This window comes from Gemmatimonas groenlandica, from assembly GCF_013004105.1.
Lineage (GTDB): Bacteria > Gemmatimonadota > Gemmatimonadetes > Gemmatimonadales > Gemmatimonadaceae > Gemmatimonas > Gemmatimonas groenlandica.
Window position 1 is genome coordinate 778,463 of sequence record NZ_CP053085.1, and the last position, 25,870, is coordinate 804,332.

The window sequence follows — 25,870 nt, forward strand, 5'->3', positions numbered from 1 at the left end:
TCGGGGCGGCCCGCTAGATTCCGCATCTCATGGCCGCTTCTACAAATACCACGGCACCAACCGAAGACGACGCGCTCGGCAAAGCGTACGACGCGCGCCTGGTGCGGCGTCTGCTGGCGTACGTGCGCCCCTATCGTCCCTTGGTCGTCGCGGCGCTGGCGTGCATCATCGTTCAGTCTGGAATGCAGCTGGTTGGACCGCTGCTCACCCGCTGGGTCATCGATCGCGCGCTGCCCGCCCGGGATGTCGGCCTCGTCGTGCAGGTGGCGTTCATGTACGCGGCCCTGCTCGTGGCCCAGTTCGGTGCAGCCTTCGGCGAGACCATGTTCACGTCCCTGCTGGGACAGCGAGTGATGCGTGATCTGCGCCGGGAGCTGTTTGAACGGTTGCAGCGCCTCCCCGTCTCGTATTTCGACCGCAATCCGGTTGGGCGATTGGTCACCCGGGTCACCAGTGATGTCGAGGCGCTCAACGAGCTGTTCACATCTGGCGTCGTCGCCGGTGTCGGTGACCTCTTTACGCTGCTGGCCATCGGCGTGGTCATGCTGTACGTGGATTGGCAGTTGGCGATGGCGGCATTTGTGGTCATTCCGCTGGTGCTGATCGCGTCGCGGGTCTTTCAGAATTCCGTACGCACCGCCTACCGGGACATTCGCACGCGCCTGGCGCGCCTGAACGCCTTCATCGGCGAACGGATCGGCGGCATGCGCATCGTCCAGCTGTTCGGTCGGGAGGCGCACGAAGTCCGGCGTTTCGACGCGCTTAACCAGTCGCATCTCGATGCCCATCTGAAGTCGATCACGGTGTACGCCCTCTATTTCCCCGTGATCGAGTTCCTCACCACCTTCGCCTTGGCCAGTCTGCTCGTGACCGCCGGCTTCCGGGTGGGGAGCAGTGCGATCACGGTCGGCACGGTCGCCGCCTTTCTTCAGCTGGTCCGTCGCTTCTTTCAGCCACTGCAGGATCTCTCGGAGAAGTACAACATCCTGCAGGCCGCCATGGCCGCTTCTGAGCGCATCTTCGGCCTCCTCGATACGCCGGTGGCGGCTGGTGTCGCCGCTACCCCTGATCGGGATGCGCGCGTCGGCGCCCTGCGATCGGCCGGCGTGACGGTGGTGTTCGAGGATGTCTGGTTCGCGTACGACCGGGAGCAGGGGGTGTCGGACGATCACTCGCCCACCTCGCAGCGTGCGGCCGACGCACTTCGCCCAGCCGACGCTGATCTCCCCGGGGGCCGCTGGGTGCTGAAGGGCGTCAGCTTCCGCGTCGCGCCCGGGCAGGAGATCGCGCTCGTGGGGCATACGGGCGCTGGCAAGACCACCATCGTGAACCTGCTGCTCCGCTTTTACGAGCCGCAGCGCGGTCGCATTCTGGTAAATGGCGTCGATATCCGGGAATTGCCGGTCGATGTACTCCGCTCGGTGATCGGCTACGTGCAGCAGGACATCTTCCTCTTCGCGGGAGACGTGGCCGGCAACCTCCGTCTCGATGCCGACATCGACGACGAGGCGCTCGCCGCGTCGGCGGCCCAGGTCGGCGCCGACCGGGTGATCGCGCGTCTCCCCGGCGGGTGGCACCACGAGTTGGCCGAGCGAGGCGGCGGAGTCAGTGTGGGCGAGCGGCAGCTGCTGGCCTTTGCGCGGGCCGTCGCCGCCGATCCGGCCCTGCTCATTCTGGATGAGGCCACCAGCGCGGTGGATTCGCAGATCGAAGCGGAGATCCAACGGGCCGTCTCGGAGCTCATGCGCGGCCGCACCACGATCGCCATCGCCCACCGGCTCAGCACGATCGTCGAGGCCGACGAGATTCTTGTGCTCCACCACGGCGAGGTCGTCGAGCGGGGGACCCATCGCGAGCTGATGACCCGTCAGGGTCTGTACGACCGACTCTTCCGACTGCAGGTCGGCGAGCCGGACGTCCACGAATCGGGCGATCTCCCGGCCCTTCCAGCCGAGGAGTTGCCTCCCGTCGGGCCCACGGATCTCTCGGCGAGCTCGGCGACGCGCTTGCCAACCGACGCAACTCTCGGGTAGCTTCGCTTCTCCGCTCCACGTTCCATTCGTCATCCTCGGTCAGACCTCTTCCTATCCACGTGCAGCTATCCGTCGCCGCCGGCACAGATGTCGGGCGCATTCGGGCAGGCAACGAAGACAGCCTTTATGCGGACGCCGATCAGGAGCGAGGGCTCTTTATCGTTGCCGACGGCATGGGCGGTCACGCCGCAGGTGAAGTGGCCAGTGAGATGGCGGTGCAGATCGTTGCGCGCGACCTCACTGATGTCCGCGACCTGACCGGCAACCCGCCGCTCTCTCGTATGGGTGAAGCGCTCAAGGCCGCCAATCGGGCGATCTACGAGCGTACGATTCAGGAAGCCGACAAGCAGGGGATGGGCACCACGGCCTCCTGCATCATGATCGGACAGGGGCGCTGGATCATCGGACACATCGGCGATTCGCGCGTCTATCTCCTGCGGGATGGCACCCTGCGCCAGCTCACCAAGGACCACTCCTACGTGCAGGAGCAGGTCGACGCTGGCTTCCTCACGCCGGAACAGGCGCGCTACCACCCCTACAGCAACGTGATCACCCGTTGCGTGGGCGCCAACGCCGCCGTCGAAGCTGACGTGCTGAACGGGGAGATCCAGAATGGCGATCTCTATCTCGTCGCCTCTGACGGTCTGACCGGTATGGTCGAGGATCCGCAGCTCAAGAAGATCCTCGAGTCGAAGCAGACGCCCGGCCGCATGGTCGACGCGATGATTACCGAGGCGAATCGCCGCGGTGGACTCGACAACATCACGGCCATCGTCGTGCAGGTGCTGCAGGTCCATGGTACGGGGAGCACCGGCACGACCGGCGAGCAGGCTGCCGTCTCGCATGCCTGACGAGTCGGTCGGGGAGATTGCCGAGCTCTACCTTGGCAATCTCCTCTATGCGATCGAGCGATGTGCGCTGTCGCTCGAGGCCGATGAGAAGCCGCTCGATGCCGCCTTCTATCGCGGCATCGGACGCAAGCTTGCCGACGCACACGGACGCACGAAGACGCGCCCAGCCGATCAACATTCACCGGACCGCTCCTGATGCTCTCTCCGCGTCTTCGCGCCGGCTGCATGGCCGGGCTTTCGGCGGTCATCCTCGCCCTGGCTGGTACGCCGACGCCGGCCTTCGCCGCCAGTCGTCCGGGCTGCGTGGTGGGGCAGGACAGCACGCTGCTGTCGCTGTTCAGAACAGGCCAGAGCTTCCCCGACTTCCTCGCCGCCGCCAAGGCGCGCCGTGAAGGGTGGCTCAAGATGGCCGACAGCGCGCGGGTGGAAGACGCGCTCGTGACCCGCGCCAAAGCGGTGGGCGGCACCTGGCATCTGCTGGTGATCGCCATCGACGCGTGTGGCGATTCGATGAACAACGTGCCTTATCTCGCGAAGCTGTCGGAGTTGGTCCCCGGGCTCGACCTCCGCATCGTGCTGCCGGTGAACGGGCGGCCGGTGCAGGATACCCACCGCTCGCTCGACGGACGCACCGCCACGCCGACCTTCGTGCTGCTGGACAGCAAGGGCAATGACGTGGGATGCATCGTGGAGCTGCCGCGCGAGATCCGCGACTGGGCCCATGGTGTGCGCGGCACGGTCAGCAGCGATTCACTGCATGCCGGCATTCGCACCTTCTACGCGGCCAACCGCGGCGTGGCGATCACCACCGAAGCGGTGGAGATGCTGGAGGCGGCAAAGGCCGGATCACCGCGCTGTTCGCGCGGCGCCCGACCGTAACGCGCGCCCGTTCGCGCTAGCCCAATAGCGCGGTCCCTGCGTCCAGTCGCGTCCGGACCACATCCGCGTCTTCGCGCAGCGCGCGCAGCACCCGCGCTTCCGGGACGGGTGCCCGGTCCGTGGTGAACACGCGCAGCCGTCGTGCACTGCGATAGAGTTCGTCGCTGAGCCGCGGCAGGTTGATCGCGCCTTCCCATCCGGCGGCGGTGAGCTGCTCCACACGACCATCGCGGCGTTGCATGGGGATGTCGAGCCCCAGCATCTGCGTTTTGGCGGGGTAGTCGAGCAGCACAGCGCCGGCCGGCAATCCGAGCTCCCGCGCGAAGGCATCTTCGACGCGACGCGCGAGATGGAAATCGCTGGCGATCCACTCGCCCACATCCTCACCCAGCGTAGCGGCGGGGCACTCGTAGGCGCGTTTGTGCAGGCGGCGAAAGCGCAGTCCGTCCAGCATCACGCGGGCCTCCGTCGGCAACGAGGGCACGTCGAGATGCACGAGCAGCCCTTCGTCGGTGAATCGGGCGACCGTGTCCGATGCCACGTGGCCGGAGTCGAGTGCCACTGCTACCAGTCGCTTGTACATCGCCGTCGCACTGCGCACGGCATGGTGCCAATACACGTTGCGATACATCTGGTATTTCGCGAAGAGCAAGGACTCGAGCGCCGAGAGCCCTTTCTCATGCACGCCGACCATGCGGGTGGTTCGCTCTGGGGTCTGCACGATCACCAGAGAGTTGAGCAGACGATCCACATCGATCTCGCCGTACGGCACGCCGCACATGGTCGCGTCGCGTTTCAGGTACTCGATCTTGTCGAGATCGAGCGAACCCGAGATGAGTCCCTGCAGCGCATCCGTGCTGCGACCGGTGATCAGGGCGAACACCTCTTCGGGGGCCGATTCGCCCAGCGCGTCGCGAAGCACGGTCGCCACCGGACCGGAGGTGATCAGCGGGTACGCGACCTGCTCATGGTGCGTGACGCCTATCTCTTCGAGCGCATGCGAAAACGGATAATGCCCGACGTCGTGGAGCAGGGCGGCGGCCCGCACGATCTGCTGCGCACGGGCGTCGATGCCATGGAGGGCTCCGCGCTCCTCGAGCAGACGGAGGGCGACGCCGGCAAGGTGCCAGGCCCCGAGGGCGTGCTCGAATCTGGAATGCGTTGCGCCCGGATAGACCAGAAAGGCCAATCCCAACTGGCGCACGTAGCGCAGCCGTTGCACGACTGGCGTTTCCAGCAGCGCCAGGGCCAGGGGGTCGAGGCGAATGTTGTTCCAGAGCGGATCGCGAAGAATCTCCATACCCAAACATATGAAGCGGAGCCGTCAGTGGGGCATCAGCAGCCATCGGGTGGATCGCGAACCCGTACGGGACGTCCCTGAAATCGGCAGGGACCAAACGCCGCTGCCGTGTCCCCAAACGCAAGCGGCACCGATTGCACTCGCGCGGCGTTGTTCAGCGTCGGCGTTAAGACTCGCACAATTCGTCAACGAAATCACCAAGCCCCGTGTAATTGGCTCAAGCAGTCCGACGTCGTATTTCCCTCTGCAAAGACGTCCAAAATCCGCTCTTAACGCGGGTGCCGTTTCCTCGTCTACATTGTCGTGACCCATACATCTCTCTTTTTCAGACGGCTCCTCGGCGCCATCGGATTGCTCTTCGTGTGCAGTCTGCAGCTGGCCGCGCAGGCAGTCGATATCATCCGTGGTCGCGTGCTCGGCACCGACGCACAGGCGATTCCCAATGTGCTCGTCACCGCGACGACACTCAGCGGCAATGTCAGCCGCTCTGCACGCACCGATAAGAACGGTCGCTACACGATCTCCTTCCCCGGCGGGGAAGGCGATTACTGGGTGACATTTTCGGCGGTCGGTCTCGGCCCGCGTCGCTATCAGGTGAAGCGCACGGCGGATCAGGAAATCCTGATCGCCGACGCGCGCATGGCGCCGGCCACGATCACGCTCGATGCCGTGCAAGTCACGGAGCGGGCCGCGGCGTCGCGCACCGATACGGTGTCCGATGTGTCCGGCACGGAAAAGACGGTCGATGATGCGACCGCGGGCTTCCTGAACGCCGATCAGCTCGGCGATCTGGCCGCGATGGCGTCGGCGATTCCGGGCGTGCAGTTGCTGTTGGGTTCCGACGGTGGTGCCGACGCCTTCTCGGTGTTCGGCCTGGGCGGTGACCAGAACAACACGCAGCTCAACGGCCTCAACTTCGGCGACGCAGCGCTACCGCGCGACGCGAACGTGATGACGTCGCTCGCCACGTCCTCGTACGACGTGTCGCGCGGTGGTTTCTCCGGCGGCCAGCTGCAGGTGCGTACGCGCTCGGGGTCGAACTACATCACGCGCAGCCTGAGCGGCAATCTCATCACGCCGCAGACGCAGTGGCTCGACCAAACGGGTATTGCGACGGGTCAGCAGTACACCAACATGTCGCTGGGCGGTTCGGCGTCCGGCCCGATCAAGATGGATCGCGCCTTCTTCAACTCGTCGTTCCAGTTCGATCGTCGCCTGCAGGACCTGCAGACGCTGCTCAGCGAAAGCTCACTGGGCTTCGAGACGGCCGGTGTTGCGGCCGACTCGGTGGCGCGTTTGCTGAACATCCTCGGGTCGAGCAACGTGCCGATCACCGTGGGTGGCTACTCGCCGCAGCGTATTCGCAACAACGTCACGATGCTTAACAGCTTGGACTTCGTGCAGCCGAATTCGAATCGCGGCAACACGTTCGCCATCACGCTGTCGGGTAACTATTCGGGAACGTCCCCGGTCGGTGGCGGTGGTGGTGGTGGGTTTGGCGGCGGCGGTGGCGGCGGATTCGGCGGCGGTGCTGCCAGTCTCTTCACCCCGACGCGCGACGGCACGCGCGACAACTACGGCGGCGCCCTGCAGGCGCGCCACAGCGGCCTGCTCGGTTTCAAGGGCATCTTCACCGAGAGCACGATTGGATACAGCCTGAGCCGCAATGAGTCTGAGCCGTACGCCATTCTACCGGCCGGCACGGTTCGCGTGAATTCGCAGCTCCTCGACGGTTCGGCGGCCGTGAGCAGCCTCCTGTTCGGTGGTTCGACGAATCTGAACACCGCCTCCGAGAACACGTCGCTGGCGTTCAACAACACCATGTCGTGGTTCTCCAACGACAATCGGCATCGCGTGAAGCTCACCAGCGAGCTGCGGAACGACGCGTTCTCGCAGAACGTCACGTTCAATCAGTTCGGCTCGTTCAGCTACAACTCGCTGGCCGACTTGCAGGCGAATACGCCGGCGTCGTTCACGCGCACCTTGTCGCCACGCACGCGCACCGGCAGCCAGATCGTTGGCGCGATGTCGCTCGGCGACGCGTGGCGCCCGACGAACGATCTGCAGGTCCAGTACGGTGTGCGCGTCGACGGTAACCGGTTCTCGAAGGGACCGCAGTCCAACCCGGCCGTACGCTCGGCCTTCGGCTACGACAACGCGGAAACGCCGAACCGGTTCTATGTGAGCCCGCGCGTCGGCTTCTCCTGGACGGTTGGCCAGGCCGATCAGATGGCGCTGCTCCCCGGCATGATCCGCGCGCCGCGCGCCGTGATTCGCGGCGGCGTCGGCGTGTTCCAGAACACGCCCGGCACGCAGCTCATCTCGAACGCCATCGACAACACCGGTCTGCCCTCGGCGCTGCAGCAGCTCACCTGCCTCGGTACCGCCACGCCAATCCCGAATTGGACGGCGTATGCCGCCGATCAGGCCAACATTCCGACCACCTGCGCCGACGGCACCAACGGCACGGTGTTCGCCAACAGCTCGCCGAACATCACGTTGTTCGTGCCCGAGTACGCCGCGCAGCGCTCCATTCGCGGCAACCTGCAGTGGGCCGGCGCGGTGCTCAAGAACCGCTTCATGCTCTCGGTGGACGGAACGTACTCGCGCAATCAGCATCAGCAGGGTGGCGTCGATCTCAACTTCCCGGGTGTCCAGCAGTTCACGCTGGCCAATGAACTCGGACGTCCGGTCTACGTCATGCCGTCGGCGATCGTGCCGACCACGGGTCAGGTGGCGTGGCGCGATGCGCGTGTGGTCGATGCCTTCGGTCGCGTAACCGGGCAGACCTCGACGCTCGAATCGGAGAGCAAGCAGGTCAACGTGAGCCTCCGCCCGGCGGTGTTCAACTCGCACTACAGCTGGAGCCTGGCCTACGTGCTGGCCGACGTACGCGAACAGTTCCTCGGCTTCAACAGCACGGTGGGTTCGCCAGCTGGCACGGAATGGTCGAAGGGTGCCTTCTTCGCCCGTCATCAGATTCAGTATTCGATCAGCTACAACGCCTGGGATGCCGTGCGCATCTCGTGGAACGGTAACTTCCGCTCCGGCTCGAACTACACGCCTACGATCAATCAAGACGTGAACGGCGACAGCTACGGCAATGACCGCGCGTTCATCTACGATCCCGCCGCGGTGACCGACCCGGCGCTCAAGGCTGGACTCGAGAACTTGTTGGCGACGGGCACGAAAGAAGCCGTGGCATGCCTGCGCAGTCAGCTCGGCCAGTTTGCCGGCCGCAACTCCTGCACGACCCCGTGGAGCATGAGCGGCAACCTGAATGTCTCCTTCAACTCGCTCAAGCTCGGTTTGCCTCAGCGCACGACGCTGAGCTTGCAGATCGCGAATCCGCTGAACGGATTGGATCGCTTGTTGAACGGCGAAGCTGGCCTGAAGGGATGGGGCGTCACGCCGACGCCGAACGGTCAGCTGCTGTACGTGCGCGGCTTCGACGTGGCAAGCAACACGTTCAAGTACGAAGTGAACGAGCGCTTCGGCTCCACGCGTCCGCAGCAGACGACCATTCGCTCAGCGCCGATGGCGATTACGATGCAGATGCGCGTCGACGTCGGGCCCACGCGTGAACAGCAGCAGCTGTTGCAGCAGCTCGATCGTGGTCGCTCGCGTGCCGGCAACAAGCCGACGTTGCAGCAGCTCCGCGGCACGGCGACGTCCGGCATCATCAACCCGATGCAGCAGCTGCTCCAGCAGTCGGACACGCTCAAGCTCACGCGCAAGCAGGCGGACAGTCTGGCCACGCTCAACCGCTACTTCGTGCTGCGTTCCGATACCATCTGGAACCCGGTCACCAAGTTCCTGAACGAGTTGCCCGACAAGTACAACCATGATGCGGCGTACGGGCGCTACAAGGATGCTCGCGAGCAGACCATCGACATCCTCATCCGGTTCGCGCCTGGCATCAAGAGCATGCTCACGCAGGAGCAGATCCGCGTGCTCCCCACGTCGCTGGTCAGCTTCCTCGACAAGCGCACCTTGCAGGGATTGCGCTCAGGAACGTCTGGCAACAACCGGTTCGGCATGGGTGGTATGGGCGGCGGCGGCGGCGGCCGAGGAGGCAACTGATCATGTCTGACCTGACGAATCGAAATTTCTCTCGACTACAGAGTGGTACTCGCATGAGCGTGTCGCGTACGAAGTCTGCGACGTGGACGATGGTTGGCGTGTCGATTCTGGCCGCCACCGCATCGACCGCGTCCGCGCAGGTGTCGCCGGAAACCCCGTCCACCTCGACGGTTCCGGTGCGGGAAGTGACGGCACCGTTGGCCAAGGCCACGCGTCCGATCAACGGCGCGAACATGCTGCGCGCGCTCCCCGACGGCTCGATCTTCATCAACGACGTGCAGCGTCGCCAGCTGCTGCGCTTCGACCCCACGCTGCAGAACGTGGTGGTCGTAGCCGACACGGCGGCGGGTGCGCTCATGCCGTACGGTCAGCGCCCGATCGGCTTGATCCCGTATCTCGGCGACTCATCGATCGTGGTCGACCCGGCTACGCTGTCGATGGTGGTGCTGAACAAGGACGGCAAGACGGTGCGCGTGATGGCGTCACCGCGCACGAACGATGTGAACACGCTGTCCAACATGAACCTCGGGTCGCACGCTTTCGACCAGAAGGGTCGCTTGTACTATCGCCAGGGCAACGCCGGCGGTGGTCCCGGTGGCGGTGGCATGGCGATGATGTTCGGAAGCGGCAACGATCGTGGCGGTGGTGGTGGTCGTGGCGGTCAGCCTGGCGGGCAGGGTGGTAACAACCAGCAGCAGAACCGGGGCGGCGCGCAGGGTGGGCGTCCTGGCGGCGACGCTGGCGGGTTCGGTGGTGGCGCTCCGGGCGGCGGCCAAGGCGGGCAGCCGTTCGGTGGCCCCGGCGGTCGCGGCTTCAACCCGCAGAGCCAGCCGGATTCGGTGCCCATCGTGCGCGTCAACTTCGACACGCGCAAGGCGGACACGGTCGCGTTCGTGAAGGTGCCCAAGAACGAAACGCAGATGACGCGTGGCGAAGACGGCAGCACGAAGATCGCGATCAAGATCAACCCGCTGCCGCAGGCCGATGATTGGGCGCTGTTGAACGACGGCACGGTCGCCGTGATGCGCGTGCTCGACTTCCATGTGGATTACTACCGTCCTGATGGTTCGCACATCGCGTCGGACAAGCTGCCGTTCGACTGGAAGCGCATCACCGACGACGACAAGACCAAGCTGGTGGATTCGCTACAGACGCTGGCCAAGGCGGCCACCGAGCGAGCCGCTGGTAACGCGGGCGGCGGCGGTGGGTTCCGCATGTCGTTCGAGCCCGTGGCCGCTGAGAAGCTGCCCGACTACTACCCGCCCATCCGCGCCGGCACCACACTGGCCGACTTCGATGGCAACCTGTGGGTGCTTCCCGCCACGTCGAACCTGTCGGCGCAACTCGCGACGCAGTTCATGGGTGGCATGGGCGGTCGTGGTGGCCCTGGTGGCCCGCCGGGCGCTCCCGGAGCCGCTGGCGCGGCTGCTGGTGCTCCTGGCGCTCCGCGCGCCGCCGGTGACACCACGCGTGGCAGCATGCCCGCTGCCGCGATGGGCATGATGGCGGCCATGATGAACCAGCCGCCGCTCGTGTACGACGTGATCAGCCCCGCGGGCAAGATGATCGAGCGCGTGAAGCTGCCTGCCGGTCGTCAGCTCCTCGGCTTCGGCCCCAACGGCGCCATCTTCCTCGGCGCCCGTGAGGGCCGTCAGATCATGGTTGAGAAGGTGATGCGGAAGGAGTGATGCACCGCTGATGCAAACAAACCGCCCCGGAGCTTCATGCTGCGGGGCGGTTTGTTGTTTGGGGCATTGCGCTACAACAACAGCAACAGCTCACCGCGGATTCGCACGAATGGTCGCGAATGATCGTCGTAGAGCGGGGGCCTGTCCGCAGGCGCGACGCCCAATTTCATTATGCTGTTCATCCGCGAGCACCTGCGGCAATTCGCGGTCAAGTTGCTGTTTATACGGGTCTTTCACCGCGACGCGGAACGCGCAGTGGTGCAACACGGCACAACCTCACCGCGAGTTGAGCGAATGGTCGCGGACGATCGTCGCAGAGCAGGACTCGGTCCGCAGGCGCGACGCCCAATTTCATTATGCTGTTCATCCGCGAGCACCTGCGCCAATTCGCGGTCAAGCAGTTTGTGAAACGCAAACCGCCCCGGAGCCAATTGCTCCGGGGCGGTTTGTCATTCAGCGGCCACCGTCAGCGCCGAGCCTCAGCCCTTCGGACCCGCGCCCAGAATCGCCGGCGACACGGCCGCGCCGAACTTCGTGATGTTGTCGCGGAACATGCCCGCCAGCTTGCTCGCTTGCGCATCGTACGCGGCACCATCGGCCCACGTGCTGCGCGGGTTCAGCACGTCGCTCGGCACGCCATCGATGGCATTGGGCAGGTGCAATCCAAAGATCGGATCAGCGGCGAAGCTCGCGTTGGCCAACGAGCCGTCGAGCGCCGCACGCACCATCGTGCGCGTGTAGCTCAGCTTCATGCGCTGACCAACGCCGTATGCGCCGCCGCTCCAGCCGGTGTTCACCAGCCACACCTGCGAGCCGTGCGTACGCAGCAGTTCGCCCAGCATCTCGGCGTACTTCGTGGGGTGCCACACCAGGAACACGGCGCCGAAGCAGGCCGAGAACGTGGCCTGAGGCTCCGTGACGCCGCGCTCGGTGCCGGCCACCTTGGCTGTGTAGCCCGACAGGAAGTAGTACATCGCCTGCTCGGGCGTGAGCTTGGCAATCGGCGGCAACACACCGAAGGCGTCGGCGGTGAGGAACACCACGTTCTTCGGGTGTCCACCGCGGCCGCTCGGCACGTGGTTCTTGATGTAATGGAGCGGATACGACGCGCGCGTGTTTTCGGTGATCGACTGATTGGCGAAGTCCACCGAACGCGACGGCTCGTTGAGCACGACGTTCTCGAGCACCGTGCCGAACATCTGCGTGGTCTGATAGATGTCGGGCTCGTTCTCGGGCGACAGGTTGATCACCTTCGCGTAGCAGCCACCTTCGAAGTTGAACGTGCCTTCGGACGACCAGCCATGCTCGTCGTCGCCGATGAGACCGCGCGTGGGGTCGGCCGAGAGCGTCGTCTTGCCCGTGCCCGACAGACCGAAGAACAGCGCCGTGTCGCCGGCGGGGCCGATGTTGGCCGAGCAGTGCATCGAGAGCACACCCTGCTTCGGCAGCAGGTAGTTCATGACCGTGAACATCGACTTCTTGAGCTCACCGGCATAGCGCGTGCCGCCAATGAGGATCGTCCGCTCGGCGATGTTGAGCACGATGAACGTGGTCGTGCGCGTGCCGTGCTTTGCCGGGTCGGCCTGGAATTCCGGTGCGTGATACACCGTGAAGTTCGGCGCAAACGTGGCCAGCTCTTCGACCGCCGGGCGGATGAACATGTTGCGCACGAACGACGCGTGCCACGCATTGGGCAGCACGTACCGCACGCTGAGACGCGTGGCCGGATCGGCGCCGCAATACAGGTCCTGCACGAACAGTTCGGGCAGCGTGTTCAGATACTGCTTCACATCGGCTTTCAGCGCTTCGTAGTGCGCCTGCGCCATGGGCTGATTCACCTTGCCCCAGTCGACATCGGCCTCACTCGACGACTCCTGCACCACGAACTTGTCGTTCGGCGAACGGCCCGTGTGCGGCGACGTGACCGCCACGAACGGCCCCATTTCAGCCAACCGCCCCTCGCCACGACGGATCGCCGCCTCGACGAGTTCGGAAGCGACGAAGTTCCAGTGAACCTCGCCGCTCGGTTTGAGGCCCTGGGGAGCGAGGCCTTCAAGGCTCTCGCGACGAACGGCAGCGGACGGGGTGACCTGTGTCGCCATGGTGCGACCCTCACGGAAAACGGACGGCGGGACAGGCGCAGTCGAGCGCGCACGGTGCAGCGCTTGACCTGTCCTGCGGGAGGTATGCTTCAGAGATGTGAAACTGCGAGCGACTGGTTCGGCCTTCATTCGGTCGAGCAGCGAACCGAGAATGAAACATGACGGACGAGGCCCGCTGGCTCAAGCGGATTTGCCCCTTTTCCTGCATGAATTCTCAGTACGGTTGCATGGCACCTGCCCGCGTCAGAGCGTAATGTCGGCCGCTCGCCCCAGGAGATTTCGCAGCGTGTTGCGATCGCGATCGGTGGGTGCGCTCACGGTCGGTCGCGTGTACATCACGTCGGTGGTTTGCGGACTATGGCCACCGATACCCACGGCGTGCCCCATCTCGTGCGCCACGAGCGCATCGAGCGACGCCTGCGTCGCGGTCGTGGACATGTCCACGCGAATCACGATCGCTGCGCTCAGCACGGATGAGGCAATCGGGCGCAGACGTTCGGCCCGACCATTGACCGCACAGAAATACGTATAGCCCGCTGCACCTGACGGGTTGAACGGGCATGAGCCGGTCACCACGGGTTGCGCCAGGCTGCGGTCGTATACAATCACATCAGCTACATCGCGGTTCGTCACGACTTCGAGCGTGAACTCACGGACCTGCGGTACGGCGTTCCACGCCACCACCGCGCGCTGCGTCGCAAGCGCCACACTCACGCTGCTCGCCGGTATCGGCTCCACGAACACGCGCACCTTGGCGCCTGTGGTCCAGCGGTACAGCAGGCCCCCCGTAAGCTCGGTAGGATCGTATGCGAAATCCGGTCGGACCGCCGTGGGATTGTCGCAGGCGGCGGCGAGCAGGGCGATGCCGATGAGATGCCGGCCGGCGTGGAACCGACAGCGGGATGCGTGTGATCGAGCGCGAGGGCGGAACATTTGTGAAAGCTGTCTGTCAGACGCCGGATCTTCCATAGCCCGTTGCGTCGTTTTCCCGGAACCGACACGTTACAGAGATGGCTCGCACGCGCTCCCCACTGCTCACGCGCTTCCTGTTCCTGTTGGCCTGGTTTCAGGTCATGGGGCCGGCCGTGTCGTCGGTGGCCGACGCCTGGCGACTCGACAAGCGCGAAGCGTACGTGCACATGGAGTCGGAGACGGGACCCGGCTGCGTGCTCGTGCATGGGCACGACTGTCTCCTGTGCAGTGTGGCGACCGGCCCGAACGGCACGTCAACGAGCGCGCCGCGCACCCCCATCGTTACCGCGCGCGTCATCGCGCCCGTCAGCCTCGAAGCCCCGCGTCGCGAGGGTGTCGGTCGCGGCACTGCTTCTCAGCGTGCTCCTCCGATGATGTCGGTCTGAGTTGTCGGCCATGCCACGTGCATGGCCCCGGACCATGCGATCGCGTCATCTACGCGTCGCGCACATCACATTTCTGGAGTTGTCATGCTGCCGAACTTTTCGCGCCGCGACGTCGCCTCGGCGACCGTCGCGCGTCCGGCCGCGGGCCGTCGTATCAGCCCGCGGACCGTCTTCTCGCTGTTCACCCCTCTGGTGGTAGCCGCGCTCGCGATCGCGAGTGTCCCGACGCGCGGTGAGGCTGCCTCGCTGGCGCCGACCGCCGCCTCCGAGGCCGTGGTGAATGGCATCGTCAAAGACACGGCCGGAGCGCCGCTGTCGAACGTTCAGGTCGTGGTCAGCGGCGCGAACCGCAATGCGCTCACCGACGAGCGGGGTCGCTTCGCCATCGAGGGATTGCCGCCGGGCGTGTATCACCTCGACTTCATTCGCATCGGCTACTCCGCCGCGCATGAAGTCGTGACCGTGAGTGCCAGTGGTTCGCCGGTGCAGGTCACCGTGACGATGCGGGTCGCCACGGTACGACTTTCGAGCGTTAACGTGACCGCGACGCCCACCGGCACCGATCCGCTCAACGTCACACAGGCCACGGTGCAGCTGTCGGGCAAGGAACTGCAGCGCGCCCTGAGCACGTCGCTGGGTCAGACGCTCTCGAAGGAGCCCGGCATGTCGACGCGCTTCAACGGACCGATGGCGTCCACGCCGGTCATTCGCGGTCTCACCGGCGAACGCGTGCTGGTGCTACAAGACGGTGAGCGCGCCGGCGATCTGTCGGCCGGCGCCGCCGATCACATGAACGCGGTCGATCCGAGTACCGCCGAACGCATCGAAGTGATTCGCGGTCCGGCCTCGTTGCTGTACGGCAACAACGCCATCGGCGGCGTGGTGAACGTGATTTCGTCGGACATCCCCACCAGCGTTCCTGGTCGCGCGACCGGCTATGTGCTGGGGCAGGGGGAAAGCGTCACGCCCGGCGGTGTCGCGAGCGTGGGCATCACGGTTCCCGTTGGCTCGAAGCTCGCCGTCACGGCACGTGGTGGGTTCCGCCACTTCGAGAACATGCGCGTGGGCGGCGGCGCTTCGCAGCCGAACACGAATGGTGCGACCAATCAGTTTGCGCTCGGTGCCGGCACGGTCGGCGGGCGCGGGTCGGTCGGTGTGGTGTATCGGCAGATGGGGTTCGAGTACGGCCTGCCGCATCCGGCCGGCGACGACCCCATTCGCATCGATGGCGTGCGACGCATGGCGGCGCTGCAATCCACCATCAGCACCGGCTACGCCCCGATCGCCACGCTGCGCGTGGACGGCACCTCGCAGTGGTACTCGCACAACGAGATCGAGCCGGATGGTGCGATCGGCACGCAGTTCACGCTCAACACGCAGACGGTCAACGTCACCGGACGCACCAAGGTCGGCCGGATGAGCGGCGCGGTCGGTGTGCAAGGACTGTTTCGTGAGTACCGCCCAGTCGGTGAAGAAGCGTTCGTTCCCGGCTCCACCAACAACAACGTAGCCGCGTTCGTCTTTCAAGAGCTACCGCTCAGCATGGGTGCGTCGGAAGACCACACCCCGCGCCTGCAGATCGGTGCGCGCTACGATCGCTTCTCGATTTCCACCGATCCCGGCAGCGAAGCGGCACGTTTCGGCGCCGCGCAGTCCCGCGCCTTCGAGAACATGGCGGCGTCGTTGGGGCTGAGCGTGCCGGTGACCACCGACATGTCGCTCACCGCGAACGTGTCGCGCGGCTTCCGAGCGCCGGCGGTGGAAGAGCTGTTCGCCAACGGCTACCACGCCGCGGTGGGCACCTTCGACGTCGGCAATGCCGCCCTCAAGCCGGAGCAGAGCACGGGCTTCGAAGCGGGACTGCGCGCACAGACACCGCGCACCTTCGCGCAGTTCAACACGTACTACAATCTGATCGACAAGTACATCGTACCCAGCGCCACGGGCACGCAGAATGTCGACGGGAACAGCGTACCCCTGGTCAACTTCCTGCAGCGCGACGCGGCGATGTACGGCGTCGAAGGACAACTTGAAACGAAGCTGGTCCATCGTCTCGTGGGCGGTGTGATGGGAGACTACGTCCGCGCCAAGATCCGCAATAGCGACGACAATCTTCCGTACATTCCCGCCGGCCGTCTTGGCGCGTCACTGCGCTACGACAACGGCCGCGTGTCGGCGGGCGGCGACGTGCGCCGTGTATTCGCGCAGGAGAAGGTGAGCGGCGACGACCTCGACGTGACCACCGATGCCTACACGCTGCTCGATCTGAGCGCGACGTGGCTGTTCACGCTCAAGGGAAGCCAGGTGCACTCGGTCACGATGCGCGTGGACAACGCGTTGGACGAGCAGTATCGCGACGCGACCAGCCGCATCAAGAGTTACGCGTACAATCCGGGACGCAACGTGAGTGTGGTGTATAAGCTGCTGTTTTGAACAACGGCAAACTCCCTAGGAAGCAGGGGGGAGGGTATCAGGTAAGAGGGAGGAGCAACGGCGCGCGGTTTACCTCCCTCCTCTGCCCTGATACCCTCCCCCCTGCTTCCTAGGGAGTTTGTATTTCGCCGTTTGCCGTTCGCAGGTCACCCCGCCGCGTACCCCCGCAATAACCGCAGCATCCGTCCATCCGTCTCCGCCGGCGTGTCGCCCTTTGGCGTCTCGATCACCTTCGGAATCTGCGCCATGCGCTCGTCGGTCATGATGCGACGGAAGGCCTGTTCGCCGATCGTGCCTTCGGCAATCAACTCGTGTCGGTCGAGATGCGAGCCCAGCTTGGCCTTCGAGTCGTTCAGGTGCAGGCAGCCGAGCGTGTCGAAGCCCAGCAGGTCGCCGAACTTCGCGAACACGCCGTCGTAGTCGGTGACCAGGTCGTAGCCGGCAGCCCAGATGTGCGCGGTGTCGAGGCACACGCCCACCCGGCTCCGCAGCGCGGCGGGAATTCGCGACAACAAGTCGGCCATCTCCTCGAACGTCGAGCCCAGCACCGTACCCTGACCAGCGGTGAGCTCCATCAGCAACCGCGTGGGGCCGACCTCCGCTTCAAGTGCGGCGACAATGCCTTCGGCGTTGCGCGCGATGCCACTGGCGCGGTCGTCCATGAAGTTGCCGGGGTGCGACACCAACGCGTCGAGGCCGAGCGCGTGACAACGACGCAGCTCGGCGCTGAAGCTCTCCACCGAGCGCGCCCGTAGCGCGTCATCGGGTGAGGCGAGATTGATGAGGTACGAGTCGTGCGCACAGGTCCAGCGCACCTGTGTCTCGCTCATCGCCGTGCGATAGCGCGCGGATTCGCTGTCGTCGATGTCGCGTTCGAGCCAGCGGTTCGCCTGCTTCGTGAAGATCTGCGACCCGGTCGCGCTGATCTCACGCGCCCGCGCTGCCGACTCCCACGTACCTCCCGCGATCGACACATGTGCACCTATCGGTGCTCGGTCCTTCGTGTGGTCGCCCGCATCGACCACGATGGGCGCAGCAATCGATGGGGCAGGCGGCGATGGCGCCTTGCGGGTGGAGACCTTCTTCGCGGGGGCCGCAGCAGCGGCAGGCACCTTAGTGGCGGCTTTCTTGGCAGGCATGACCAACACTACCACCATCCCCCCGCCACCTCCACACCTACCCGTTACTCCGTACTCCGTACTTCATACCCCCAACTTCGCCGTTACCGTTGCCCGCGCAGCCACTCCAACGGATCCACCGAGCGCCCCTTCGGGCGGATCTCGAAGTGCAGGTGCGGCGGCAGATCAGGGTCGGTCGCACCCACCGTGCCGATGGTCTGCCCCTTTGGAATCTGCTGCCCTTTCCGCACATCGATGCGAGAGAGCGAACCGTACACCGAGTAGTCACCACCGCCGTGCTGCACGATCACCGTAGGCCCGTACGTGCCGACGTTGTCGGCCAGTACGACTTCACCGGCGGCAATCGACTTCACGGCAGTGCCTACCGACGCGCCGATGCCGATGCCGTTCCAGCGGGTGGTCGTGTTGTTCGGATTGATCACGCGGCCGAAGCGATACAGAATCGTGCCGTCCACCGGCCAATCGAGTTTGCCGAGGTCCGACGTGCGAATGCTCGACGGTGCCGCCGGTCGAGCGTTCGGCGACATCTCGGCCCGGCGTCGTACCGTTTCGAGCGACGCAATGACGCCGGCCACCTTGGCTTCGTCGCGCGCCAACTGCGTGAGCCGCTCGCGCGTTTGGGTGGCGCTGCGCTGCACGGTCGTGAGATTGCGCTGACGCCGCGATTCGAGCTCGGCCAGCCGGCGCGCTTCCCGATCCTTTTCGGAACGGTTGCGCGCCACTTCATCCTGCAGGCGCACCAGCAGCAGTCGCTGTGAAATGATCTGATCGCGTAGTCCTTCCACGCGGCGCACGAGTCCGCGGTCGTGCAGCGCCAGCTCGTGCAGATACTTGTAGCGCGCCACAAGGCCGGCGAACGACTGGGCCGAGAGCATCGCTTCCACGTCGTACAGGCTACCGCGCTTGTAGATCTCGACCATGCGGCGCTGCAGCGCGGTACGCTTGTTCACCAGCTCACTCTCCGCCTTCACCAGGCCGGAGCCCGCCTTTACCACTTCGGTGTTGATGGTCTCAAGCTGCTGATCGAGGGCGCCAACCAGTCGCGCCGTCGCCTTCCGCTGCGCTTCAAGATTGGTCACTTCATCGGAGAGCGTGCGCGCGCTGCGCTGCAGGTCGGCCATCTTCTTCTCGAGGTCGCTGCGTTCCTTTCGCAGCTTGTCGAGTTCGTCCTGTTGCTGTCGCAGGCGCTGTTCCGGTGCGCCGCTCGCTTGCGCGCGCGCGATGGTCGGCGTGCCGGCTATCGCAGCCCCCGTTACCGCTACTGCAAACGCGAACGCGACGACTGCGCGCACTACGCGTCGCGCCACACGCGGCGCAGGTGACGACCCACCGAAAGCCAGCTCCCCACGAGGCCCAGCACGCCGCCGGCCGCGATCCCCAGCATGACTTGTTCGGCGTTGAAGAACTGCGCGGCCATGAGGTTCTTCGACACGAGCTGCACGGCCGTCCACGCCAGGGCTGCCGCGATCGCGCCACCGGCGAGCCCTTTGAGTGTTCCATCGATTAGGTAGGGCAGGCGCACGAAATTGTTCGTCGCGCCGACCAGTCGCATGATCTCGATTTCCTTGGTCCGCGCCAGGATGGCCATGCGGATCGTCGACCCGATGATGATGATCGCAACCAAGGCGAATACACTGCCGAGCACCGATCCGGCGATGCCCGCGATATTGCGAATGCGATAGAGCTTCTCCACCCACTCGCGACCGTAGCGCACTTCCTCGACCACCGGAAAGGTCTGCAGGCGCCGTGAAATCGTCTGTACCGTTTCGGGGTCGCGCGCACCTTCCTTCAGGCGAAGCTCCACCGAGCCGGGGAGCATCGCCCCTTCCATCACATCACGAAACTCTTCGAGCTCGGCGCGGGCGCGTTGCAGCGCCGAGTCGGGACTCACATAGCCCACGTCGGCGACCTGCGGGATCTTGTTGATCCCCTGCATCAACTCTTCCACCTGCGCGTCCTTCGCGCCGTCGATCAAAAACGCGCGAATTTCCACGCGATCTTCGATTTCCAGCAGAGCCGATTTGATATTGATCGCGACCAGCCCGAACAGCCCGAACGCGAACAACGAGAACGCAATCGTCGTCACGCCGAGCATCGCCAGGAGTGGGGCGCGCTTGAATGCCAGGAACACTTCTCGCATGGCGAGCCTCATCGGCGGCCTCGCATGTCGGCCAGCAGTCGCGCCACATCGGTGCCGTCGTGCACCAGCTCACCGTGGTCGAGCTCGAGAAAGCGCAGATTGGAGCGCTGGATCATCGCGACGTCGTGCGTGGCCATCAGCACGGCCGTGCCCTGTGCGTTGATCTCGCGCAACAGCAGAAAGATGGCGTGGGTGGCGCGGTCGTCGAGATTACCGGTGGGTTCGTCGGCCAGGAGGACAAACGGATCGTTCGCCAACGCGCGCGCAATCGCGACGCGCTGCTGTTCGCCGCCCGAGAGTTCGTGCGGAAACGCAGTGGCCTTCGAGGCCAGCCCGACTTGCGTGAGCAGTCGCGCCACCTTGGGGCGGATCTGCGCGTGCGGGGCCCCCGTCACTTCCAAGGCGAACGCGACGTTTTGTTCCGCGGTGCGATCGGGCAACAACCGGAAATCCTGAAACACGATGCCCAGTCGGCGGCGAAGAATCGGAATCTCGCGCTGCTTGATCGAGAGGCTCGAAAAGCCCGAGATGCGCAGTTCACCCGTGGTCGGGCGCTCGGCCATCGACAACAGTTTCAGCAGCGTGCTCTTGCCGGCGCCACTGTGTCCCACCAGAAACACGAATTCACCTTTGCGCATCTCGAACGAGATGTCGCGCAGGGCGGCGCCTGAGCGGGGATACTCCTTGCTGACGTTTGTCAGGCGAAGAATGCCGGACACCAACTACTCCAATGCCTGAGTGAGATCGCCGATCAGTGTCGACGCATCGTCGAGTCCGATGTTGAGGCGGATCGATCCTTCGGGGAGGGCGCTCGCTACCGACTCGATGCCGCCCAGTCGCGCGGCGCGCTCCGCGTGGCGCACATGAAAGTGTTGCAGTCGGCCGAGCAGCTCGCCAACCGCCGCGTCGCCATCGCGCAGGGTGATCGACATCAGGCTGCCGTACCCCGAGAAGCACTCGGCGGCCACCGCATGATCGGGATGCGAAGCGAGTGCGGGGTAGTGCACCGCGCTCACGGCACCGTTGGTGGCGGCGAATGCGGCCCCCCACTGCGCCACGTGCAGCGCCGAGCTGTTCTGCCGCGCGACCCGAACGCCGAGCGTCTTGAGTCCGCGGGCCAGATGCTCCTCAGCCGCTGGATGCGGCTCGGCGCCCCACGACCGCATTTTGGTGCGGACCTCGTCGATCACCGCGTCGCTGCCGCACACGACGCCGGAGAACCCGTCAGCATGACCATCGAGGAACGCGCTGGCGGAGTGAAGCACCACATCGGCGCCGTGCTCGACGGGCCGAAAATTGATGGGACTCGCCAACGTCGCGTCGACCACCAGGGCGATCCCGAGCTCCTGAGCCAGCGTACGCACGGGGCGCATGTCCACGATGCGCGTACTCGGATCGACCGGCGACTCGAGATACACCAGGCGCGTCGTGCGCGTCAGGGAGCGGCGCCATCCACGCGTTTCGGTGGGATCGACGAAGCTCACCTGTACGCCGAGCGCCGGAAGTTCATGCTCGAAGAACCGGCGCGTCTCGGGACGCAGCCAGCGGCTCGCGAGCAGGTGATCACCGGGGCGGAGCAGGGAGACCATCGTACACGCCACGGCGGCCATGCCGCTGGCCAGTACCAGCGCCGACTCGGTCCGGTCCAGCTGCGCCAACTCACGCACGACCGAGTTGTCGGGCCGCCCGGGCACGAGGCCATCGGGCAGCCCGTCCGGGACGGGCAGCCCGTCGGGAAGGCCGTTCAACGGCATGGGGGGCATCGCGTCGATGTCACTCATGTCAGGCACGGCGGGTTGGGTGCGGAATAAATGCGGAGTTGGCCGGCAAGGGGCCGGACGAGGTCAGACGCGCGTCCGGGAGTCGGTATCCAACTTGATCACGCGCACGAGTTCAGACGGAGCCGCCCCGACCACGTCCCGCAAAACACACCCGCCGCGAGGCAAGGTGTCGTCGATCTGCAGCTCGGCCAGTTCAGAACGTCGATCCGATACCACACGCACCAGCTCGTGTCCCGTCACGAGACGCACCAGCGCATCGTCGGAGCGAAGGCGCACCATCGGGCCCCGTTCGGCGTCGCCGGGCTTGCTGCTGATGAAACCCACGACCTGCAACACCGGGGAGAACCCGCTGAACATCCCCAACTTTCGGGCCTTGGCCTTCTCGTCGTCGTTCATGATGCCCTCGCCACGGTGCCGGGCACCGTGAAGCCGTCGTCGCGTCGCATGATCAACCGGCGGACCCGCAGCCGGTCCAGCTGCTGGGCGGCAAACGCCTCGCTCACGGCCAGAATCGGCGCCAGCGCCTCGGCCCAGATCGGTCCGTGGTCGCGGACCGCTTCCCAGTGCGAACGCTCGTCGTCGTCCACATGGCCGAACAGTTCGGCCGCCCCCTCATGCCACGAGACCAACGCCAGCGCGTGACGTTCGAGGACCGTCTCGATCGGATCGATATGGCCTTCGTGAATCCCGCGGAAGGTGAGGAATCCCGGCAGTCCGTCGTCGCTGGCGTAACGCAGCAGCAACTTGGCCACGATCTCGTCGGCGCACGAGAAATCCAGCAGGTTCACCTGCGAGAAGTCGATCGTGGTGACCACAGACGCACCAAGCTCGAGGACCTGCTCCTCGATCGCCGTCCGGACGGCCGCGCCGGTCGGGCGGGTGACCAGATTCGAGTACAGGTCGCACACGGTGCCACGCAACACGGTCCCGACGTCGATGTTCACGGTCATCGCGCCCTCACAGCGTGCCCCGCGGGCGCGCACGTGACGCACCGGCGCTGCGGGCCCGCACGGGCGCCTCACCGAGGCGTTCGGGGATCGTGACCTGCATCTGCGCACCGGGGAAGAACGGAAGTCCCTCCGTCATCGGGACATCTTCATCCCAGTCCGGCGTGATGGCGATGCGGGCGGCGCCGCTGCGCACCGACAACTTCCCGTCCCACCGACCGACGAAGCGACGAATGCCCGCCAGACCTTGGCCGCGTCCCTTGTCGCCATGACGGAAGCGGCTGACCGCGCGCAGCACGGCATCTTCAAGCGCCATCGCGTCATCCCAGCGGTCGCTGCGCCGATGTCCCGGCGAACTCTCGAGTGATTTGCGGAAGCCGACACCGGCATCGCACACCGCGATCACCACCACACGGCGACCGAGTCGGCGCGCGTACTTGTACGTTTGCACGGCCACCCAGCCACCAAGGCCGGCATGCTCCACGATGTTCTGACACGCTTCACTCAGCGTCATACCGAAGGCGCCGGTGATGGCGGTATCGAGATTCAGCTGGCCGTGCAGAATGTCGGCGGCCTTCTGCTGGATGCGGCCCACCACCCCGTGCACGTCGTCGCTTTTGGTGATCGGCGTAATCTCGAGCAGCACATCCGACTCATGTGCGTCACGCGCGCGCGGCACAGTCCCATGCATGTCGTACAACTCGGCCGCATGACGGAAGAATCCCGTGCGCGACCAGTAGGACACCGTGTCGGCATGTTCGGGCACCGCGAATCCCATGCGGTCGGCGCGTGATTGCGCGACGCAGAGCAGCGCCGTCAGTCCGTAGGGCGAGGCCCATCGCGCATGACGGGCGTCGACCAGGATCTTGTCACCTTCGGGGACCAACGCCAGCTGCTCGAAGACTTGCTCGAAGCTGTGTTCATCGAGTGATGGCGGTACGCTGATGACAGACGTCACGAAAGGCTCAGCTCTCCGCGGAGATGATTCGCAAGACCGGAGGCCCCGCGATGCTCGACGTTGCGCGATGCGGCTTTGTTCGCCGTCGCAATCGCATCAGTCAACATATCACCGGCAAGCAGCCGCGAGAAATGGGTAGCGCCCCATACATCGCCACATCCGGTCGGATCTCCGGGGCCATCGACCCGTGGCGGAACACTTGGCACCAGTCCCGTGCGCAGCGCGCCCAGCGCACCACTTCCACCTCGCGGCGATGTGGATAGCGCAGAAGTGTGACCTCGCACGGGCGGCAAGTCGCGCAGACGCTCAAAGCCTGGAGCAGCCACGTACACCGCGCCGCGTTTGCCGAGGGTGACACAGAGGCAGGACACACCGGCCGCCATCGCCGTGGCGGCGAGCGCCATCGAGTCGGGTGCCATCATCTGCATCTCGTCTTCGTTCACCTGGAGCACGTCGAAGCACTCGCACCACGCCGCCACGTTGGGCAACGGCTGGGCCACGCGCAGGCCATCGGGCAGCACGGCCATGATCTTCATGTGCAGGTCGCAGTAGATCGGCCCGCTGAAATGCGCGCGCACCAGCTGCGTGGTCTCGAGATCGAGCTCCCAGCCGCTCAGGAAGTTGATGTACAGCGCATCGAGCCCCGCTGCATCGAGCACCGGCTTGAGTCCCATCCACGTCCACGCCGGTACACCACCCGATAGATGCTCGGTACGACGTTCGTCGTCCAGATAGCGCAGCTCTACCCGATTATTGGGGTAGGGCACGCCGATGATCTCGGCGTCGGGCGCCATGTGCCGTAAGGTGCGGCAGAACAAGCGCGCGCGATCGACCAGATCATCGCCCACACGCGCCAACGGCACGATCTCCCAATCATCGGGCAGGGCGGCATCGAGCGCCGAGAGTGAGTAGGTGATGCCGCCCCATTCCTCCACGGGCACACTGCGCTTGTCACGGCCGTGCAGCACATCCCAGACGAACGAACCGATCACGCCCACGCGCTTCTTGCGTGGTTCGCTATGCGGTGCGCTTCGTGATTCGCGCGGCAACCCGGCGGTACTCACGCGGGCGGCCGACCGGTGTGCTGCGCGATGAACGTGGCCACCGCACCCACCACACCAGCGGTGCCGGGCAGCGTACCGGGCACGATCCGACAGGCGTCCACCGCCGGCTTGAACGCGCGACGACGCACTTCCTGGCGCAGCGGCACGAACAACGCCTCGCCGGCTTGCGTGACGCCACCGGCGATCACGACGCAATCGGGATTGAACACGTTCAGCAGATTCGCGATGCCAGTGCCCAGAAAGCGCGCGGTGTCCCGCACGATCTCGATGGCCACGGCATCACTTTGCGCCGCCGCGGCATATACCGTGGCCGCCGTGATCTTCGACACGTCGCCGTTCACCAGGTCGGGCAGAATCGACAGCTGCTCGAACGACAGCGCCTCACGCGCGCGTTCGGCGATCGCCGTGCCCGACGCGTATGCCTCGAGGCAGCCGTAGTTACCACAGCCACAGCGACGGCCGGTCTGGTCGATGGTGGTGTGGCCGATTTCACCAGCCACGTCACTCGAGCCGTGATACAGCCGACCGTCGAGGATGATACCACCGCCGATCCCGGTGCCGATCGTCATGCCGATGACGTTCTTCGCGCCGCGGGCGGCACCGACCCACCATTCGCCGTACGTCGCGCAGTTCGCGTCGTTGTCGAGTGCGGCGGCGAGGCCGGTGAGCTCGGTCATGCGATCGCGCAGCGGGATGTTGTGCCAGTTCAGATTCGGCGCCACGAGGACAATGCCCTTTTCCCGATCGAGCGGGCCGGGCGCTCCCACACCCACGCCGAGAAACGCATCGCGCGACACCCCGGCCTCGCGCATCGTGTCGGCCACCGCCGTGTTCACCATGCGGGCCATGCGCGCGATCACGCCATCGGCACCTTCGTGCGCGGCGGTGGGTTCGGAGCAGAGTCCGTATTGGCGCGATCCATCGGCGGACATCGCGCAGACGACAATGTTGGTGCCGCCAAGATCGACACCGACAATGAACTGGTTGGCTGGGAGAGCAGTCATAAGGCGAAAAGATAATGCTGCCGCCCAGTGCTGGCTGCGCTGGCGGTCGTTAACGCACGTGGCGGCCGGTCGTCCAATGGTCATGCGAATGCCGCCGACTCCTCGAAGCG

The 25,870-nt window shown here is 65.4% G+C and carries 21 protein-coding genes; 8 read left to right on the forward strand and 13 right to left on the reverse strand.

Features of this window, described 5'->3' with window-relative positions; all coding sequences use genetic code 11:
* The first annotated feature begins 29 nt into the window (after window positions 1-29).
* From HKW67_RS03215 to HKW67_RS03230, 4 genes are read left to right on the forward strand one after another with little or no spacing between them, the layout of a single operon-like run.
* Complete coding sequence (locus HKW67_RS03215; protein WP_171224023.1) at window positions 30-2,033, forward strand: ABC transporter ATP-binding protein; 2,004 nt, start codon at window positions 30-32, stop codon at window positions 2,031-2,033.
* A 59-nt stretch (window positions 2,034-2,092) separates the two neighbouring features.
* On the forward strand, window positions 2,093-2,884 hold the full coding sequence (locus HKW67_RS03220; RefSeq protein ID WP_171224024.1) for a Stp1/IreP family PP2C-type Ser/Thr phosphatase: 792 nt from the start codon (window positions 2,093-2,095) through the stop codon (window positions 2,882-2,884).
* Entirely contained in the window at window positions 2,877-3,080 is a 204-nt protein-coding gene (locus HKW67_RS03225; RefSeq protein ID WP_171224025.1) for a hypothetical protein, read from the forward strand. Before HKW67_RS03220 ends, HKW67_RS03225 begins: the two co-directional genes overlap by 8 nt.
* Window positions 3,080-3,763, forward strand: coding sequence for a thioredoxin family protein (locus HKW67_RS03230; RefSeq protein WP_171224026.1), 684 nt, complete (start codon window positions 3,080-3,082; stop codon window positions 3,761-3,763). The genes HKW67_RS03225 and HKW67_RS03230 overlap by 1 nt, the downstream gene beginning before the upstream one ends.
* A gap of 16 nt (window positions 3,764-3,779) precedes the next feature.
* Here HKW67_RS03230 and HKW67_RS03235 read toward each other — a convergent pair whose 3' ends face one another.
* Complete coding sequence (locus HKW67_RS03235; RefSeq protein ID WP_171224027.1) at window positions 3,780-5,063, reverse strand: HD domain-containing protein; 1,284 nt, start codon at window positions 5,061-5,063, stop codon at window positions 3,780-3,782.
* 303 nt (window positions 5,064-5,366) lie between these two features.
* Here HKW67_RS03235 and HKW67_RS03240 point away from each other — a divergent pair, with 303 nt between their 5' ends.
* Together HKW67_RS03240 and HKW67_RS03245 are read left to right on the forward strand one after the other, a co-directional pair.
* Entirely contained in the window at window positions 5,367-9,146 is a 3,780-nt protein-coding gene (locus tag HKW67_RS03240) for a TonB-dependent receptor (protein ID WP_171224028.1), read from the forward strand.
* 53 nt (window positions 9,147-9,199) lie between these two features.
* A complete protein-coding gene (locus tag HKW67_RS03245; RefSeq protein WP_171223430.1) occupies window positions 9,200-10,834 on the forward strand; it encodes a hypothetical protein in 1,635 nt (544 codons plus the stop codon).
* Window positions 10,835-11,313: 479 nt separating this feature from the next.
* Here the strand turns inward: HKW67_RS03245 and pckA are convergent, their stop codons facing one another.
* Window positions 11,314-12,936 (reverse strand): phosphoenolpyruvate carboxykinase (ATP), encoded by a 1,623-nt coding sequence (gene pckA, locus HKW67_RS03250; protein ID WP_171224029.1) that lies wholly within the window; start codon window positions 12,934-12,936, stop codon window positions 11,314-11,316.
* 243 nt (window positions 12,937-13,179) lie between these two features.
* Window positions 13,180-13,869: a zinc metalloprotease gene (locus tag HKW67_RS03255; protein ID WP_171224030.1), complete on the reverse strand. Its 690-nt coding sequence runs from the start codon at window positions 13,867-13,869 to the stop codon at window positions 13,180-13,182.
* A gap of 77 nt (window positions 13,870-13,946) precedes the next feature.
* On the opposite strand from HKW67_RS03255, the gene HKW67_RS03260 reads away from it, so the two are divergent.
* Both HKW67_RS03260 and HKW67_RS03265 read left to right on the forward strand, forming a co-directional pair.
* On the forward strand, window positions 13,947-14,294 hold the full coding sequence (locus HKW67_RS03260; RefSeq protein WP_171224031.1) for a hypothetical protein: 348 nt from the start codon (window positions 13,947-13,949) through the stop codon (window positions 14,292-14,294).
* 84 nt (window positions 14,295-14,378) lie between these two features.
* On the forward strand, window positions 14,379-16,727 hold the full coding sequence (locus HKW67_RS03265) for a TonB-dependent receptor (protein WP_171224032.1): 2,349 nt from the start codon (window positions 14,379-14,381) through the stop codon (window positions 16,725-16,727).
* Between the two features lie 146 nt (window positions 16,728-16,873).
* Here HKW67_RS03265 and HKW67_RS03270 read toward each other — a convergent pair whose 3' ends face one another.
* From HKW67_RS03270 to HKW67_RS03315, 10 genes are all read right to left on the reverse strand, one after another.
* A complete protein-coding gene (locus HKW67_RS03270; RefSeq protein WP_171224033.1) occupies window positions 16,874-17,866 on the reverse strand; it encodes a deoxyribonuclease IV in 993 nt (330 codons plus the stop codon).
* Between the two features lie 83 nt (window positions 17,867-17,949).
* Window positions 17,950-19,158, reverse strand: coding sequence for a murein hydrolase activator EnvC family protein (locus tag HKW67_RS03275; RefSeq protein ID WP_171224034.1), 1,209 nt, complete (start codon window positions 19,156-19,158; stop codon window positions 17,950-17,952).
* On the reverse strand, window positions 19,158-20,006 hold the full coding sequence (locus tag HKW67_RS03280; RefSeq protein WP_171224035.1) for a cell division protein FtsX: 849 nt from the start codon (window positions 20,004-20,006) through the stop codon (window positions 19,158-19,160). The genes HKW67_RS03275 and HKW67_RS03280 overlap by 1 nt, the downstream gene beginning before the upstream one ends.
* 8 nt (window positions 20,007-20,014) lie before the next feature.
* The gene (gene ftsE, locus HKW67_RS03285; protein WP_171227529.1) at window positions 20,015-20,716 is read right to left on the reverse strand and encodes a cell division ATP-binding protein FtsE; all 702 of its coding nucleotides are present in this window, start codon (window positions 20,714-20,716) and stop codon (window positions 20,015-20,017) included.
* A 12-nt stretch (window positions 20,717-20,728) separates the two neighbouring features.
* The gene (locus HKW67_RS03290; protein WP_171224036.1) at window positions 20,729-21,787 is read right to left on the reverse strand and encodes a trans-sulfuration enzyme family protein; all 1,059 of its coding nucleotides are present in this window, start codon (window positions 21,785-21,787) and stop codon (window positions 20,729-20,731) included.
* A gap of 63 nt (window positions 21,788-21,850) precedes the next feature.
* Complete coding sequence (locus tag HKW67_RS03295) at window positions 21,851-22,183, reverse strand: hypothetical protein (protein ID WP_171224037.1); 333 nt, start codon at window positions 22,181-22,183, stop codon at window positions 21,851-21,853.
* Window positions 22,180-22,737, reverse strand: a complete 558-nt coding sequence (locus HKW67_RS03300; protein ID WP_171224038.1) for a hypothetical protein — start codon at window positions 22,735-22,737, stop codon at window positions 22,180-22,182. Before HKW67_RS03300 ends, HKW67_RS03295 begins: the two co-directional genes overlap by 4 nt.
* A gap of 7 nt (window positions 22,738-22,744) precedes the next feature.
* Window positions 22,745-23,692: an ATP-binding protein gene (locus tag HKW67_RS03305; RefSeq protein WP_171224039.1), complete on the reverse strand. Its 948-nt coding sequence runs from the start codon at window positions 23,690-23,692 to the stop codon at window positions 22,745-22,747.
* Window positions 23,689-24,756, reverse strand: coding sequence for a carbohydrate kinase family protein (locus tag HKW67_RS03310; RefSeq protein WP_171224040.1), 1,068 nt, complete (start codon window positions 24,754-24,756; stop codon window positions 23,689-23,691). The genes HKW67_RS03305 and HKW67_RS03310 overlap by 4 nt, the downstream gene beginning before the upstream one ends.
* The gene (locus HKW67_RS03315; protein WP_171224041.1) at window positions 24,753-25,760 is read right to left on the reverse strand and encodes an ROK family protein; all 1,008 of its coding nucleotides are present in this window, start codon (window positions 25,758-25,760) and stop codon (window positions 24,753-24,755) included. The genes HKW67_RS03310 and HKW67_RS03315 overlap by 4 nt, the downstream gene beginning before the upstream one ends.
* Window positions 25,761-25,870 lie beyond the last annotated feature (110 nt).